Annotated in this window: 13 protein-coding genes; 9 read left to right on the top strand and 4 right to left on the bottom strand. The window is 67.4% G+C overall.

What is annotated here, in order from left to right; genetic code table 11:
- Positions 1-4: 4 nt before the first annotated feature.
- Both ASF81_RS05360 and purB read right to left on the bottom strand, forming a co-directional pair.
- Complete coding sequence (locus tag ASF81_RS05360; RefSeq protein ID WP_055805961.1) at positions 5-340, bottom strand: hypothetical protein; 336 nt, start codon at positions 338-340, stop codon at positions 5-7.
- Positions 337-1,638: an adenylosuccinate lyase gene (gene purB / locus ASF81_RS05355; RefSeq protein WP_055805957.1), complete on the bottom strand. Its 1,302-nt coding sequence runs from the start codon at positions 1,636-1,638 to the stop codon at positions 337-339. Before purB ends, ASF81_RS05360 begins: the two co-directional genes overlap by 4 nt.
- Before the next feature lie 162 nt (positions 1,639-1,800).
- Between purB and ASF81_RS05350 the strand changes: the two genes are divergently transcribed.
- From ASF81_RS05350 to ASF81_RS15540, 3 genes are read left to right on the top strand one after another with little or no spacing between them, the layout of a single operon-like run.
- Positions 1,801-2,121, top strand: a complete 321-nt coding sequence (locus tag ASF81_RS05350) for a multidrug efflux SMR transporter (protein ID WP_055805954.1) — start codon at positions 1,801-1,803, stop codon at positions 2,119-2,121.
- A gap of 22 nt (positions 2,122-2,143) precedes the next feature.
- Complete coding sequence (locus tag ASF81_RS05345; protein ID WP_055805951.1) at positions 2,144-2,812, top strand: glutathione S-transferase family protein; 669 nt, start codon at positions 2,144-2,146, stop codon at positions 2,810-2,812.
- Between the two features lie 35 nt (positions 2,813-2,847).
- A complete protein-coding gene (locus tag ASF81_RS15540) occupies positions 2,848-2,979 on the top strand; it encodes a hypothetical protein (protein ID WP_255353863.1) in 132 nt (43 codons plus the stop codon).
- 4 nt (positions 2,980-2,983) lie between these two features.
- On the opposite strand, the gene ASF81_RS05340 is transcribed toward ASF81_RS15540, so the two are convergent.
- Together ASF81_RS05340 and ASF81_RS05335 are read right to left on the bottom strand one after the other, a co-directional pair.
- The gene (locus tag ASF81_RS05340) at positions 2,984-4,669 is read right to left on the bottom strand and encodes a lytic transglycosylase domain-containing protein (protein WP_055805946.1); all 1,686 of its coding nucleotides are present in this window, start codon (positions 4,667-4,669) and stop codon (positions 2,984-2,986) included.
- Positions 4,670-4,753: 84 nt separating this feature from the next.
- Positions 4,754-5,566, bottom strand: a complete 813-nt coding sequence (locus ASF81_RS05335; RefSeq protein ID WP_055805943.1) for a uracil-DNA glycosylase family protein — start codon at positions 5,564-5,566, stop codon at positions 4,754-4,756.
- A gap of 195 nt (positions 5,567-5,761) precedes the next feature.
- On the opposite strand from ASF81_RS05335, the gene ASF81_RS05330 reads away from it, so the two are divergent.
- The 6 genes from ASF81_RS05330 to glyS all read left to right on the top strand — a co-directional run bounded on the left by ASF81_RS05330 (position 5,762) and on the right by glyS (position 14,395).
- On the top strand, positions 5,762-7,417 hold the full coding sequence (locus ASF81_RS05330) for an electron transfer flavoprotein-ubiquinone oxidoreductase (protein ID WP_156363179.1): 1,656 nt from the start codon (positions 5,762-5,764) through the stop codon (positions 7,415-7,417).
- Positions 7,418-7,481: 64 nt separating this feature from the next.
- Positions 7,482-9,344, top strand: coding sequence for a tetratricopeptide repeat protein (locus tag ASF81_RS05325; protein WP_055805936.1), 1,863 nt, complete (start codon positions 7,482-7,484; stop codon positions 9,342-9,344).
- A 3-nt stretch (positions 9,345-9,347) separates the two neighbouring features.
- The gene (locus ASF81_RS05320; RefSeq protein ID WP_055805932.1) at positions 9,348-10,226 is read left to right on the top strand and encodes a 4-(cytidine 5'-diphospho)-2-C-methyl-D-erythritol kinase; all 879 of its coding nucleotides are present in this window, start codon (positions 9,348-9,350) and stop codon (positions 10,224-10,226) included.
- Positions 10,227-10,429: 203 nt separating this feature from the next.
- Positions 10,430-11,320: a fasciclin domain-containing protein gene (locus ASF81_RS05315; RefSeq protein ID WP_055805929.1), complete on the top strand. Its 891-nt coding sequence runs from the start codon at positions 10,430-10,432 to the stop codon at positions 11,318-11,320.
- Between the two features lie 100 nt (positions 11,321-11,420).
- The gene (locus ASF81_RS05310) at positions 11,421-12,314 is read left to right on the top strand and encodes a glycine--tRNA ligase subunit alpha (protein WP_055805924.1); all 894 of its coding nucleotides are present in this window, start codon (positions 11,421-11,423) and stop codon (positions 12,312-12,314) included.
- The gene (gene glyS / locus ASF81_RS05305) at positions 12,314-14,395 is read left to right on the top strand and encodes a glycine--tRNA ligase subunit beta (protein WP_055805921.1); all 2,082 of its coding nucleotides are present in this window, start codon (positions 12,314-12,316) and stop codon (positions 14,393-14,395) included. Before ASF81_RS05310 ends, glyS begins: the two co-directional genes overlap by 1 nt.
- Positions 14,396-14,399 lie beyond the last annotated feature (4 nt).

Raw genomic sequence — 14,399 nt, 5'->3', positions numbered from 1 at the left:
CTGTTCAACGCGCATTGACCGTGATTGTCACGACCATCGTCCTGCCGACTGAAGATGCGGATGGAGCAGATTGTGTTTGGGCGATACAGCGCAGGGTTTCCAGATCGCGCACGCTCATATGACGGTCGTCAGTTAAGTCGCAGCCGCCCAACTGCCTGCCCGCACTCACCACGCATCGCATGTCTGTCTTGATCGAGCGCGAACCCTTATGACGCCGCAGGCAGACTTCAGCCCGTGCGTCATCAGACAGCAGAGCGGTAGGTGCATACACCGACCAGCCGATGTCGCTGATTTCAGGCGTGTTGGCCTGAATGAACAGAGCGAGCAGCGCGGCGATCATGCCTCATTGAACACCCGCTTGAACACCACGTCCACGTTCTTGGTGTGATAGCCGAGGTCGAACAGGGCCTCGAGCTGGTCGGCGGGCAGGGTGACGCGGTCGTCGGCCTTCAGGAAATCCAGGAAAGCGCCTTCGCCGCGCCAGACCTTCATGGCGTTCTCCTGAACGGCGGCATAGGCGTCTTCGCGCGACACGCCGGCCTGGGTCAGGGCCAGCATCACCCGCTGCGAGTGCACCAGACCGCCCAGGCGGTCGATGTTCTTCTGCATGTTCTCTGGGTAGACGTTCAGCCGCTCGACCACATTGGCCAGCCGGTGCAGGGCGAAGTCCAGGTGGATGGTGGCGTCCGGGCCGATGCCGCGTTCGACCGAGGAGTGGCTGATGTCGCGCTCATGCCACAAGGCGACGTTCTCCATCGCGGGCGTCACGGCTGAACGGACCAGACGGGCCAGGCCGGTCAGGTTCTCGGTCAGGATCGGGTTGCGCTTGTGCGGCATGGCCGACGAGCCCTTTTGACCCTTGTCGAAGAACTCCTCGGCTTCGAGGACTTCGGTGCGTTGCAGGTGGCGGATCTCGACGGCGAGACGTTCGACCGAGCTGGCGACGACGCCCAGGGCGGCGAAGAAGGCGGCATGTCGGTCGCGCGGGATGACCTGGGTCGAGACCGGCTCGACGGTCAGGCCCATCTGGTCGGCGACATATTGCTCGACCGCCGGGTCGACATTGGCGAAGGTGCCGACGGCGCCCGAGATGGCGCAGGTGGCTATCTCTTCCTTGGCGGTGATCAGGCGGCGTTTGGCGCGCTGGAACTCGGCATGATAGCCGGCCAGTTTCAGGCCGAAGGTGACGGGCTCGGCGTGGATGCCGTGCGAACGGCCCACGGTCGGGGTGTATTTATGCTCCTTGGCGCGGGTCTCCAGCGCGGCCAGAACCCGGTCGACGCCCTCGATCAGCAGGTCCGAAGACCGCGCCAGCTGAACCGCGAAACAGGTGTCCAGCACGTCCGAGGAAGTCATGCCCTGGTGCAGGAAGCGCGCTTCCTCGCCGACGATCTCGGCGACGTGCGTCAGGAAGGCGATGACGTCGTGTTTGGTGGTGCGTTCGATCTCGTCGATGCGGTCGGCGTCGAAGGTCGCATCCTTGCCCTTGGCCCAGATGGCGTCGGCCGATTCCTTGGGGATCACGCCCAGCTCGGCCATCTTCGTGGCGGCGTGGGCCTCGATCTCGAACCAGATCTTGTACTTGGTTTCCTGGGACCAGATGGCGGCGGCGACGGGGCGGGAGTAGCGCGTGATCATGGGCGGGTCGTGTCGGTCGTGGGCGGCGCGGAGTCAAGGTTTGCGGGATGGCGCGGTTGACTTTGCCGGCCGTTGTTCCAGATTCAACGCGCTTTCAGGAGGACGACCTCCCCCACATGGGACCAACGCCGGGACGACCCGACGCCATGCAGGGAGAATGTCATGGCATGGGTATTCCTTCTTTTCGCCGGCCTGCTGGAAGTCGTCTGGGCGTTTCTGATGAAGGCGTCGGCCGGCTTCATGCGACCGTGGCCGACGGTGGGGATGATCGTCTTCATGATCGGTTCGTTCGGTCTGCTGTCGCTGGCGATGAAGACCCTGCCGCTGGGCACGGCCTATGCCATCTGGACCGGCATTGGCGCAGTCGGCGCCTTTGTGGTGGGCGCGGTCTTTCTGGGCGAGCCGCTGACGCCGCTCAGGATCGCGGGCGTCGCCCTGGTCGCATCGGGCCTGTTTGTGCTGAAACTGGCGGCGAGCCATTGATGGCGGCGACAGGAGAGGCGCGATGGAACTGGTGATCGGCGACAAGGCCTATTCGACGTGGTCGCTGCGGCCGTGGCTGGTGCTGAAACATTGCGGCGCGGCCTTCGAGGAGATCCTCGTGCCTCTGAACCAGCCCGACACCGATCAGCGCATCCGTGAGCATTCGCCGTCCGGCCTTGTCCCGGTGTTGAAGGTCGAGGGCGAGGTGATCTGGGATTCGATGGCCATCGCCGTCTGGGCGGCCGAACGCTATCCGCAAGCCCGTCTCTGGCCGTCAGACGCCCATGCGCGTTGGCTGGCGCGGTCGGCGGCGTGCGAGATGCACGGCGGCTTCACCGCCTTACGCACGGCCTGTTCGACCGGCCCGGATCACTGGATGGTCGGCCCCAGTCGCGCATCCGCGCCGAACGATCCCGGACTCGCCAAGGATCTGCGCCGCATCGTCGAACTGTGGCGGAGCCTGCGTGAGCGGTTTGGCGCGGGCGGGCCGTATCTGTTTGGCGACTGGTCCGTGCCGGACGCCTTCTTCACGCCGGTCGCCGCCCGCATCCGCCATTTCCAGCTGGACCTTACGGCGCATGGAGACGACGGCACGGCCCGGGCCTATGCCGAGACCTTGCTGGCCCATCCCCACTTCCGGGAGTGGGAAGCCGACGCGCTGGGCTTAACGCGCGACAACCATCCCGGCTGACGCAGCGTTAAGTGGACGCCGTTATCTCTAAGGGCATGACGAGCCCGATCCTGCCCAGCCCTCCGACCCAAGCCGCTGCGCGCGGCCTGAATCCGGTCATGGCCTATGGGCTTGCGGCCTTGGTCGGGGCGGCGTTTTGGGCCAGCCTGTTGTTCGCGGTCTTCTAAAAGGTCAGCGCGCGCCGGCGATGGGCGTCGTCTCGGCGATCAGGACCGGCTCGGCCTGGGGCGGCGGAGCCACGTAATCCAGCGCCATCGGAACGGCGCGCGCGCCCGATGCGACGGCGTCCAGGGTCTTCAGCGGGCCGCCGAACAGCCGCTGATAGATCCAATAGCTGGCCATGACCTTTTCGACGTAGTCACGCGCCTGGGGCACGTCGATCGTCTCGATCAGCAGCAGGGGATCGGCGTCCGCGCCCAGCTTCCTGACGGCCGCCAGCATCGGCCCCGGCCCTGCGTTGTAGGAGGCCACGGCCCGCAGCAGATCGCCCTGGAAGGCCGGCAACGCCAGCATCTTGTTGATGTAGGCCTGGCCCAAACGCATGTTGACCGCCGGAACCAGCAGCTTGGTCGGGTCCGAGACGAAGGTGCGATCGCCGGTCATCTCGGCCGCCGTCGTCGGCATGACTTGCATCAGCCCATAGGCGCCGACGCTGGAACGGGCGTTCGGATTGAAGTCGGTCTCCTTGCGCGCCAGGGCATAGACCAGCGCCCGCTCGATGACGAAGCCGCCTTCGGGCGCCAGGTCCGGCATCGGATAGCGGGTCGCATCGATGCGGGTGGCGTCGCCGTTGTTGACCGGCAGGATGGCGCGCGCCAGGGCCGTCCACATCTTGGCCGCATCGCCCACGGCGGTGCGCAGCCCGGACCGCAGCTCGGTCTCGGCGTCGGCGTTGCGCCCGACCTCATAGAAGGCGACGGTGCGTTTGGCGCGGGCGTCGGCCTGGACGAAGGCTTCCAGGGCGGTCGGTTCGACGGCGGCGCTCTGGGGCACATAGGCGGCGCGGCGCAGGCGTGGCTCGGCTTCGTAGGGGCGGGGGCCCATGTTCTCGATCGTCGGCTCTTCTCCGAGCTGACGCAGGGCGATCTGGCCATAGAAGGTGGCGGGCCACTGGGCCGACAGGCGCAGATAGTCGGTGACGCGATCCTGGCGACCGGACTGGGCGGCGGCGCGCGCGGTCCAGAAGGCGGCGCCGGCGCGGACCCAGGCGTCCTCGGTTGGATCGTTGGCGACGCGTTCGAAGGCGGCGAAGGATTCGTGGAACTGGCCCAGGCGCCATTCCGCCAGGCCGACCGTCCACCAGTCGCCGATCTGGCGCCCCAGGGCCGAGGCGCCGGTCAGGTCGTCATTGTTATAGGCGACGCGCGCCGCCTTGGCCGGATCGGTCACGCCGCCGTCGCCGGACACGGCGCTGACCAGACTGTTCCAAGTGCGGCCCAGCACGCCGCCAGGACGCACCGGCTCGGGCGCGCCGTCGGGGCGACGACGCAGCGCCAGCGTATAGACCCGGTCTGCGCACGGCAGATCCGAATAGGTCTCAAGCCAGGCCGTCAGCTCTTCATAGGTGGCGACATGATCAGGATGGAACAGGCTTTCGAACTCGACCTGACCCAGCAGCACACGGTCCTGCGCCTGACGAGCCGCCGTGCGGGCCGTCTCGATATCGCCGCGTCGCAGGGCGTCAAAGGCGGTGGTGTAGGAGATTCTGTCGGCCGAGCTCAGCGCGGTGGGACGTCCGGAACCGGCTCCGGCCTCGGCGGTTGACCCGTAGGGCGTCTCGGCGGTCGCGGCCGTCGTGGCGGCGCAGAACGCAAGGACAAGCGTCGACGCGAGGATCGCGCGGCGGAACAGAAACATAAGCGGCGGCCCCCTCGTTGGCGACGCGCGTAAGCTACGGGCGCGTGTATGGCGATCGGTCGTCAGCATGCGAACATGCCGCGATTAGCCTTGTTCTTCAACCGAGTCCGTTTCAAGGCGAACGGCCAGCGAAAGCAGGTCGCTCCAGACCTGTCGTTTCGCTTGTGGCTGACGCAGCAAAAAGGCGGGATGCAGGGTCGGCATGACGGGCGCCGACACCGCCCCTTCCAGCAGGCGCCATTCCTTCCAGTTGCCGCGCAGCTTCATGATGCCTTCTTCGGCGCCGAGCACCGATTTGGCCGAGGCTGCGCCCAGCAGCAGCACGGCCTTGGGCTTCAGCAGGGCGAAGGCGCGCTCGACGAAGGGCGCGCACACCGCTTGTTCCTGCGGGCTAGGGGTGCGGTTGCCGGGCGGGCGCCAGAAGACGGTGTTGGTGATGAAGACCTTGTCGGTCAGGCCTGCCGCCGCCAGCATCCGGTCCAGCAACTGCCCGGCCTTGCCGACGAAGGGCTGGCCCGCCCGGTCCTCATCCGCGCCGGGACCTTCGCCGACGATCAGGACCGAGGCGTTGGGGTTGCCGCGTCCGAACACCGATTGCGTCGCGCCCATGCCGCGCAGCGGACAGCCCTCGAACCCCGCGACCGCCGCCGCCAGATCCTGAAGCGTCGCGGCGCCAGCGGCCAGCCGCCGCGCGTCGGCGAGGGCGTCATCGGCGTTGACGCCGGCCAGGGGCATGACGACCGAGGCCGTCGCCCTCTGCACCGCCTTTACGGCCGGCGGCGGGGCGACATGGGTGTGATCGACGGGCGCATCGCCATAGCAAGCGTCGACCCCCGCATCCCGCCAAAAGGCGAGCAAGCTTTCGACTGCAGCGATGTCATGGGGTTGCGCGTTCATGTCTCGGAACACCGATAAGCCTTGACCGCCCTCGCGTCACCTTCCGATAAGCGGCATAACCACACAGATAACCGGGATTCAGGGGAAACCATGGCCGAAGACGCCATCGAAGGCGGCGCGGAAAACGCCCGTCAGGACGCCATCATCGACAATCTGCCGCCGCTGGAGGCGCTGAACGGCGTCGAGCGCGAGATTATGGAATATGATGTCGTGATCGTCGGCGGCGGGCCTGCGGGCCTGTCGGCGGCCATCCGCCTGAAGCAGCGCGCGGAAAAGGATGGCAAGGAAATCACCGTCGCGGTTCTGGAAAAGGCGGCCGAGGTCGGCGGTCATATCCTGTCGGGCGCGGTCATCGATCCCAAGGCGCTGAACGAGCTGTTCCCCGACTGGAAGGAACGCGGCGCGCCGCTGGAGACGCCGGTCACGAAGGATAAGTTCCTGCTGCTGGGCCCGCAGGGGTCGGCGTCGCTGCCGATGCCGCTGATGCCGCCCTTCATGCACAATCACGGCTGCTACATCGCCTCGTTGGGCAACGTCACGCGCTGGCTGGGCGAGCAGGCCGAGGCCCTGGGCGTCGAGGTCTATCCCGGCATGGCCGCCAGCCACGTCGTCTGGGAAGAAGAGACGGGTCAGGTGAAGGGCGTCGTCGCCGGCGTCTTCGGCATCGACCGCGAGGGCAAGCCGACCGGCGATTTCCAGCCCGGCATTGAACTGCACGGCAAATATGTCTTCATCGCCGAGGGCGTGCGCGGCTCCCTGGCCAAGACCATCATCGCCAGGCACAAGCTTCAGGACGGCAAGTCGCCCCAGAAATACGGCATCGGCCTGAAAGAGTTGTGGCAGGTGCCGGCCGACAAGCACCAGCCCGGCCTGGCCCAGCACACGACCGGCTGGCCGCTGGACGAACACACCGGCGGCGGCAGCTTCCTGTATCACTTCGGCGATCGCTACGTGGCCGTCGGCTATGTGGTTCACCTGAACTACAAGAACCCGTTCCTGTCGCCGTTCGACGAGTTCCAGCGCTTCAAGCACCACCCCGAGATCGCTCAGCACCTGGAGGGCGGAACACGCATCTCCTACGGCGCGCGCGCCATCACCGAGGGCGGCCTGCAGTCGATCCCGAAGCTGAGCTTCCCCGGCGGCGTGCTGATCGGTTGTTCGGCCGGCTTCGTGAACGTGCCCCGCATCAAGGGCAGCCACAACGCCATGAAGACCGGCATGCTGGCCGCCGACGCCGCCTATGAGGCGGTTCAGGCCGGGCGCGCGGGCGACGAACTGGTCGAATACCAGACCGCCTTCGAAAAGAGCTGGGTCTATAAGGAGCTGTCGGTCGTCCGTAACGCCAAACCCCTGCTGTCCAAGTTCGGCACGACGCTGGGCGGGGCGCTGGGCATGTTCGACATGTGGTGCCGCACCCTCTTGGGCGGCCTGTCGCCGATCCCGACGCTGAAGCACAAAAAGACCGACGCCGCCTCGACCGGCCTGGCCGCCGACCACAAGGCGATCGCCTATCCGAAGCCGGACGGCAAGCTGTCGTTCGACAAGCTGTCGTCGGTGTTCATCTCCAACACCAACCACGCCGAGGACCAGCCGGCCCACCTGAAGCTGCTGGATCCGTCGATCCCGATCCGGGTCAACCTGCCCAAATACGGCGAGCCGGCGCGGCTTTACTGCCCCGCGGGCGTGTACGAGGTGGTCTATGGCGACGAGGCGGCCAAGGCCGATCCCCGCTTCGTCATCAACGCCCAGAACTGCGTTCACTGCAAAACCTGCGACATCAAGGATCCGTCGCAGAACATCGTCTGGACCACGCCCGAGGGCGGCGGCGGTCCCAACTATCCGAACATGTGACGGAACGGGGCAGGGGCGGCGTTCCGCCCTTGCCCGCCGCTGCAAAAGCGTGAAGGGTCCGGGCATGATCGCCTCCCGTTCTCGCCTGTTCGCCGCCTCCCTGACCGTCCTCGCCGTGGCGCTTGCCGGCCATGCCTCGGCGCAGCAAACGACCCCGCCCGCCCCGACGCCGGACACCCATCCGCCGGCCGTCATCCCGGAGCCGGGCCAGACGGCGCCGGCTCAGGCGCCGACCGAGGCCGCGCCCGATCCTCACATCATCATCACCGACACGCCCGCGACGCCGGCGATCCCGGCCGTCTGGGCGCCGATCCCGACGAATGCCGAGGGCCGTAGCGCCTATGGTCTGTATCTGGCGGGCAAGCTGGCCCTGATGCAGGGCGAGGGGACGACCGGCTCGGACTATCTGGCCCAGGCGGAACGACTGACGCCGGAACAGCCGCGCGTGCGCGAACAAGCCTTCACCTCCGCCCTGCTGACCGGCGATCTGGATGTGGCGGCCGCCCTGGCCCCGACCGATGCGACGGCGTCTCCGGCGTTCGTTGAGGGCGGGCGGCTGGTGCGTCTGGTGCAGGACTTCGTAGGCGGCGACGCCAGGACGCCGAACGCCGAACTGGCCCGTCGGCCCATCGGCGCGCCGCACGCGCGCGCCGGCCTGTTGGTCGCGCCGTGGATCGCGGCGGCGGCGGACGACTGGAGCCGGGCGCTTCAGCCGGTCCCGACCGCCGGCGATCCTCTTACGCTGGCCTTCGCCCGGATCAATCGCGCCGCCCTGCTGGAAAAACGTCGCGACTATGCCGAGGCCGAGGTCGAGTTGAAGACCGCTTCGGAAGTCGCCGGCGTCGGCACCCTGTTCAAACGCCCCTATGGCGAGTTTCTGGAACGGCGCGGTCGCCGCGACGACGCCGTCGCCCTGTATGAAGCCGCCATGGCGGTGCAACCCGTCGATCCGGGCGTGGCCCGCGCGCTGCAACGGCTGAAAGACGGCGGCCGGCCGCCGGCCTTGCCCGACTTCCGCGAAGGCGCCGCCCAGAGCCTGATCACCGCCGCCGCCCAGGCTTCGGCCGAGCGCGGCAATGAGTTCGCCGCCGTCTATCTGCGCCTCGCCCAGAACCTGCACGACGATGACGAGACGGAATATCAGCTGGCCCAAGTGCTCTCCCGCGCCGGTCTGAAATCCGCCGCCCGCAACGCCCTGTCGCGGGTCGGAACCGCCGATCCGCAGCTCTACGCCGCCGCCCGCGCTCAGCTGGCCGTGGCGCTGGAGGAAGACGGCCAGTCGCAGGACGCGCTCACCGAACTGCGCCGCGCCGCCGCCGCCAGCCCCGACGATCGGCAGATTGCCTTGGTCTTGGCCGGTCAGCTGATGCAGCTGAAACAGCATGACGAGGCGCTTGCGTTGCTGGACGGGCCGCTTCTGAACACCGCCGATCAGGGCGCCAGCGTTCACTTCCTGCGCGGCGCCGCCTATGAGGCGCTGGGTCGTGTTCCCGAGGCCGAGGCCGAACTGTGGGCCGCGCTTCAGACCGCGCCGAACGACGCCGATATGCTGAACTACCTCGGCTATCTTTGGGTCGATAAGGGGCTGCGGGTTCAGGAAGGCGCCGAGATGATCGCCCGCGCCCATGCGTTGGAGCCCGACAACGGCAACATCCAGGATTCGCTGGGCTGGGCGCAGTTCAAACAGGGCCAGTACGAAACCGCCGTCAACACTCTGGAAGAGGCTGTCGACAAGGAGCCGTCCAACGCCGAGATCAACGATCACCTCGGCGACGCCTACTGGAAGGTCGGCCGTCAACGCGAAGCCGTCTGGCTGTGGAACCGCGTCCTGGTGCTGGAGCCCGAACCCGAACGTCGGGCCGAGGTCGAACGCAAGATCGCCAATGGGCTGGACAGCGCGCCGAGCGCTCAGGGCGTCACGCAATAGGTCATGCCTGCCCTGACCGCCCTGGCGCCGGCCAAGATCAATCTGTTCCTACACGTCGGCGCGGTGGATGCTGACGGCTATCATCCGCTGTCCAGCCTGGTCGCCTTCGCCGATGTCGGGGATCGCGTGTCGGTCGAGCCGGCGGATCGCCTGTCGCTGATTGTCGACGGGCCTTTCGGCGGCGGGCTGGGCGCGACGGACGACAATCTGATCCTGCGCGCGCTGCGTCAGCTGGGCGAGGCCTGCGGCATCGGAGAGCCGAAACTGAAGGTCACGCTGGACAAGCGCCTGCCCATCGCGGCGGGGCTGGGCGGCGGATCGTCCGATGCGGGCGCGGCGCTGAAGCTGGCGCGCGACGTCCTTGCGCTCGATCTCGACGACCACGCGCTTGAGACGGTCGCGGGCGTCGTCGGCGCGGACGGGCCGATGTGTCTGCGGATGCGCACGGCCTGGGCCGAGGGGAGGGGCGATGTGCTGACTGACGAACCCCGCCTGCCGCCGCTGCCGGCCGTTCTGTTCAATCCCGGCGTCCCATCGCCGACCGGCGCCGTCTATCAAACCTATGACGCAGGGCCGGTGCGGGCCGCCGACAGGCCCTCGCCGCCACACGACTGGTCCGTCGCCGCCGTGATCGACTGGCTGTCGGACCAGCGCAACGATCTGGAAGCGCCCGCGCTGGCCCTGACGCCGGCGATCGACTCGGCCCTGTCGGCGGTTGCGGTGACGGACCAGGTCGCTCTGACCCGCATGTCCGGCTCAGGCGCGACGGTGTTCGGTTTGTACCCCAGCGACGACGCGGCCCAATCTGCTGCGCGCGCATTGTCCGCCGCACATCCCAGGGCCTGGGTCAAAGCAACGCAACTGTCCGTACAGCAACGCTAAAGCTTTGTGGCCGAATACCGGCGGTCAGGCTGCGAAACCGGCGATTTCGCCCAGGTCTCGCCCAGATCATCACAAACGTTACGCATTGTTTCGAAATCTCGGAACCAGATCACGGCGTTCTGATTTGAGTCGGCAGTTCCGATGTCTGGAACGGGTCGCCTTCTCCCTCGTGGCGATCCTCAAACAGGAAAAAGGAAATCGCCATGCTTCGTGCAAAACTGCTTGCCGCCACCGCCGTCGTCAGCCTGATGGCTGCCCCTGCTTTCGCCCAGGACATGACCGCCCCGGCGACCACGACGACGCCCGCCCCGGCGACCATGCCGCAAACCGATCCGGCCATGCCGGCCATGCCGCAGACGCCGGCCCCGACGGCTGAGACCGCCACGACTACGACCGCAGAGGCGACCACGCCTGTCGCCGGCGACACCGTTGTCGACAAGCTGAAGGCCAGCGGTCAGTTCACCACCCTGCTGGCCGCGCTGGACGCCGCCCAGCTGACCGACACCCTGGCCAGCCGCCCGGCCATCTCGATCTTCGCCCCGACCGACGCCGCCTTCGCCGCCGTTCCCGAGGCCGAGCGTACGCGTCTGATGGACCCGGCCAACGCCGCCGAACTGCGCCAGCTTCTGCTGTATCACGTCATCGTCGCCGACGTGACGCCCGACCAGATCATGGGCAAGAAGGGCGGCGTAGAGACGGCCGCCGAGAGCCAGGTGCTGCTGGACGGCACGGGTTCGGCCATCAAGGCTGACGGCGCGACCGTGGTCAGCGCCGAGCTGGACGCCTCGAACGGCGCCATCTTCCCGATCGACAAGGTCCTGAACCCGGCGAACTCCATGGCCGCCATGGGCGATGAAGAAGCCGCCGCGCCCGCCGAGGCTGCCGCTCCGGCCGCCGAGGCGACCCCGGCTGCTGAAGCGACCCCGGCCCCGACGGCGCCGAACGGTCAACCCGCCGCGATGACGACGACCACGTCCTCGTCGCCGGTCGTCAACCCGACCGATGGTCAGGTCGACACCCCGGCCACGCCGCCGGTCGATGCGGCTGATCCCGCCGCCGACGGTGCGGCCGAAGCCAAGCCGACCCCGAACTGATCAGGGTCATCCACGCGCTCGCTCGGTAGCGTGTTGAAGCGGAAGGCGGCGGGCCCTATGGTCCGCCGTCTTTTTTACAGCCCCTCCCCACGAGCCCGATTTGACCACCTCGACCGAGCCGCTCGCGTTTCAGGACCTGATCCTGACGCTCCACCGCTATTGGGGCGAGCAGGGCTGCGCCATTCTGCAACCCTATGACATCGAGGTCGGGGCCGGCACGCTGCATCCCGCCACCGTCCTGCGCGCGCTTGGCTCCAAGCCGTGGAAGGCCGCCTATGTCCAGCCCAGCCGCCGCCCGGGCGACGGCCGCTATGGTGAAAACCCCAATCGCCTCCAACACTATTACCAATACCAGGTCATCCTGAAGCCGAACCCGGACAACCTTCAGGAGCTGTATCTGGGGTCGCTGGCGGCCATCGGCATCGATCCGAAACTGCACGACATTCGCTTCGTCGAGGACGACTGGGAGAACCCCACCGTCGGCGCCTGGGGGCTGGGCTGGGAGGTCTGGTGCGATGGGATGGAGGTGACGCAGTTCACCTATTTCCAGGGCGTCGGCGGCATCGAGGTCGACGTGGTGTCGGGCGAACTGACCTACGGGCTGGAGCGTCTGGCCATGTACGTCCAGGGCGTGGACAACGTCTATGATCTGAAGTTCACCAAGGAGGGCCTGACCTATGGCGAGGTCTTCCTGGAGAACGAGCGGCAACAGTCGGAAGCCAACTTCCACGGTTATGACGTGGACGGGCTGAAGCGCCGGTTCGAGGACATGGTGGGCGAAGTTCAGCGCCTGCTAGACATGCGCGGGCCGCAGGATCAGCCGCTGGTCCTGCCCGCCTACGATCAGGTTCTGAAGGCCAGCCACCTGTTCAACCTGATGGACGCCCGCGGCGCCATCGCCGTGGCGGAGCGCCAAAGCTACATCGGCCGCATCCGCGAACTCTGTAAAGCCTGCGCCCTCGCCTATGTCGAACAAGAGCGGAAAACCGCCTGATGCCCCAACTTCTCCTCGAAATCTTTTCCGAAGAAATCCCCGCCCGGATGCAGCAGGGCGCCGCGCGCGACCTGGAGCGTATGGTCTCCGACCGGCTGAAGGCTGCCGGCCTGACGTGGGAGGCGCTGACGACCTATGCCGGTCCGCGCCGCCTGACGCTGGTCATCGACGGCTTGCCCACGGCCACGCCGGACCGCGAGGAAGAGGTCAAGGGCCCACGCGCCTCGGCCCCGGAACAGGCGCTGGAAGGCTTCCTGCGCAAGACCGGCCTGACGCGCGATCAACTGACCGAGCGCGACGGCGTCCTGTTCGCCGTCCTGTCGTCCAAGGGCCGCGCCACGACCGATCTGGTCGCCGAGACGGTCGATCAGGTCGTCCGCACCTTCCCCTGGCCCAAGTCGATGCGCTGGGGGTCCGGCACGCTGCGCTGGGTGCGTCCAATCAAGCGCATCCTGTGCCTGTTCGACGGCAAGGTGGTGCCTTTCGAGATCGACGGGATTCAGAGCGACGCGATCACCGAGGGCCACCGCTTCCTGGGTTCCGGCGAGCTGCTGCGCGTCAGCGACTTCGTCGACTACCGCACCCAACTGGAAAAGAACTTCGTCCTGCTGGACGTCGCCGACCGCAAGCTGCGCATTCTGGAACAGGCCAAGGCCGCCTGCGCCGCGCGCGGCCTCGCCCTGGTCGATGACGACGGTCTGCTGGACGAGGTTTCGGGTCTGGCGGAATGGCCGACCCCGATCCTGGGCGACATGGACCCGCAGTTCCTGGCCCTGCCGCCGGAAGTCGTGCGCCTGTCGATGAAGGTCCACCAGAAGTATTTCGCTGTCCGCGATCCGTCCAAGGATGGCCTGGCTCCCAACTTCCTGGTCGTCGCCAATGTCGAGGCGATCGACGGCGGCAAGGCCCTGGCCGCCGGCAACAGCCGCGTCCTGTCCGCCCGCCTGAACGACGCGCGCTTCTTCTGGGACGAGGACCAGAAGGTCGGCTTCGACGCCTGGAACGCCAAATTGTCCGGCGTCACCTTCCACGCCAAACTGGGCACCTTGGCCGAGCGCGTCGAGCGCATCGCCGCCCTGGCGCGTGAGATTGCGCCGCTGGTCGGCGCCGACGCCGACGAGGCCGACACCGCCGCCCGCCTGTCAAAGGCAGATCTGCTGTCGGGCATGGTCAGCGAGTTCCCGGAACTGCAGGGGATCATGGGCGGCTATTACGCCCGCCTCGCCGGCCATTCCGACGCGATCGCCGACGCCGTGCGCGATCACTACAAGCCGCAAGGCCCCGCCGACACGGTCCCGACTGCCCCGGTCACGGTCGCCGTCGCCCTGGCCGACAAGCTGGACACCCTGGTCGGCTTCTTCGCCATCGACGAAAAGCCCACGGGATCGAAGGATCCGTTCGCGCTTCGGAGAGCGGCGCTGGGCGTGATCCGGTTGGTGTTGGAGAATGACGCAAGGCTGCCTCTGGAAACCCAGTTTATAACGGCCCTGGCCGCAATTGACGCCGATCGGGCAATCGCTTCGCAAGCTATGCTTGGCATCGAACTTTCCCGGTTCTTCATTGATCGTTTGAAAGTCATGCTGCGAGATGGAGGCGCTCGCCACGACTTGGTGGATGCGATCGTTGAAGCCGCAAAAGACAGTGAGGGCAGAGTAGACGACGACCTCGTCCGCATCGTGCGTCGGGTGGAGGCGCTGGCCGCTTTCCTCGCCACGGACGACGGGGCCAATCTGCTGGCCGGTTACAAGCGCGCCTCCAACATCCTCCGCGCCGAGGAGAAGAAGGGCCCCCTGCCGACCGGCATGGTCCAGACCGGCCTGCCCAATCAGCCCGAGGCCGAGACCACCCTCGCCTTCGCCGTCGGCGCCGCCCGCACCGCCGTCGAGGCCGCACTGGAGACCGAGGACTTCGCCGCCGCCATGACGGCCCTGGCGCGCCTGCGCGCGCCCGTGGACCGCTTCTTCGACGACGTTCTGGTCAACTCCGACGTCCCCGCCGAACGCGAGAACCGCCTTAAGCTGCTGGGCCAGGTCCGCGACGTCATGGGCCAGGTCGCCGACTTCGGCCAGATCGCGGGGTAGGGCA

The sequence above is a fragment of the Brevundimonas sp. Leaf168 genome, from assembly GCF_001423685.1.
Lineage (GTDB): Bacteria > Pseudomonadota > Alphaproteobacteria > Caulobacterales > Caulobacteraceae > Brevundimonas > Brevundimonas vesicularis_C.
The sequence above is the reverse complement of the archived record's forward strand: the minus strand, read 5'-3'. Positions and strand labels throughout refer to the sequence as shown.

Excerpts from the sequence above, each read along its gene's own strand:
- ASF81_RS05345 (WP_055805951.1), top strand. The coding sequence starts at position 2,144 with ATGGAACTGGTGATCGGCGACAAGGCCTATTCGACGTGGTCGCTGCGG.
- ASF81_RS05360 (WP_055805961.1), bottom strand. The coding sequence starts at position 340 with ATGATCGCCGCGCTGCTCGCTCTGTTCATTCAGGCCAACACGCCTGAA.
- ASF81_RS05335 (WP_055805943.1), bottom strand. The coding sequence starts at position 5,566 with ATGAACGCGCAACCCCATGACATCGCTGCAGTCGAAAGCTTGCTCGCC.
- ASF81_RS05315 (WP_055805929.1), top strand. The coding sequence starts at position 10,430 with ATGCTTCGTGCAAAACTGCTTGCCGCCACCGCCGTCGTCAGCCTGATG.
- ASF81_RS15540 (WP_255353863.1), top strand. The coding sequence starts at position 2,848 with ATGACGAGCCCGATCCTGCCCAGCCCTCCGACCCAAGCCGCTGCGCGC.
- ASF81_RS05325 (WP_055805936.1), top strand. The coding sequence starts at position 7,482 with ATGATCGCCTCCCGTTCTCGCCTGTTCGCCGCCTCCCTGACCGTCCTC.
- ASF81_RS05340 (WP_055805946.1), bottom strand. The coding sequence starts at position 4,669 with ATGTTTCTGTTCCGCCGCGCGATCCTCGCGTCGACGCTTGTCCTTGCG.
- glyS (WP_055805921.1), top strand. The coding sequence starts at position 12,314 with ATGCCCCAACTTCTCCTCGAAATCTTTTCCGAAGAAATCCCCGCCCGG.
- ASF81_RS05350 (WP_055805954.1), top strand. The coding sequence starts at position 1,801 with ATGGCATGGGTATTCCTTCTTTTCGCCGGCCTGCTGGAAGTCGTCTGG.
- ASF81_RS05330 (WP_156363179.1), top strand. The coding sequence starts at position 5,762 with ATGGAATATGATGTCGTGATCGTCGGCGGCGGGCCTGCGGGCCTGTCG.
- purB (WP_055805957.1), bottom strand. The coding sequence starts at position 1,638 with ATGATCACGCGCTACTCCCGCCCCGTCGCCGCCGCCATCTGGTCCCAG.
- ASF81_RS05320 (WP_055805932.1), top strand. The coding sequence starts at position 9,348 with ATGCCTGCCCTGACCGCCCTGGCGCCGGCCAAGATCAATCTGTTCCTA.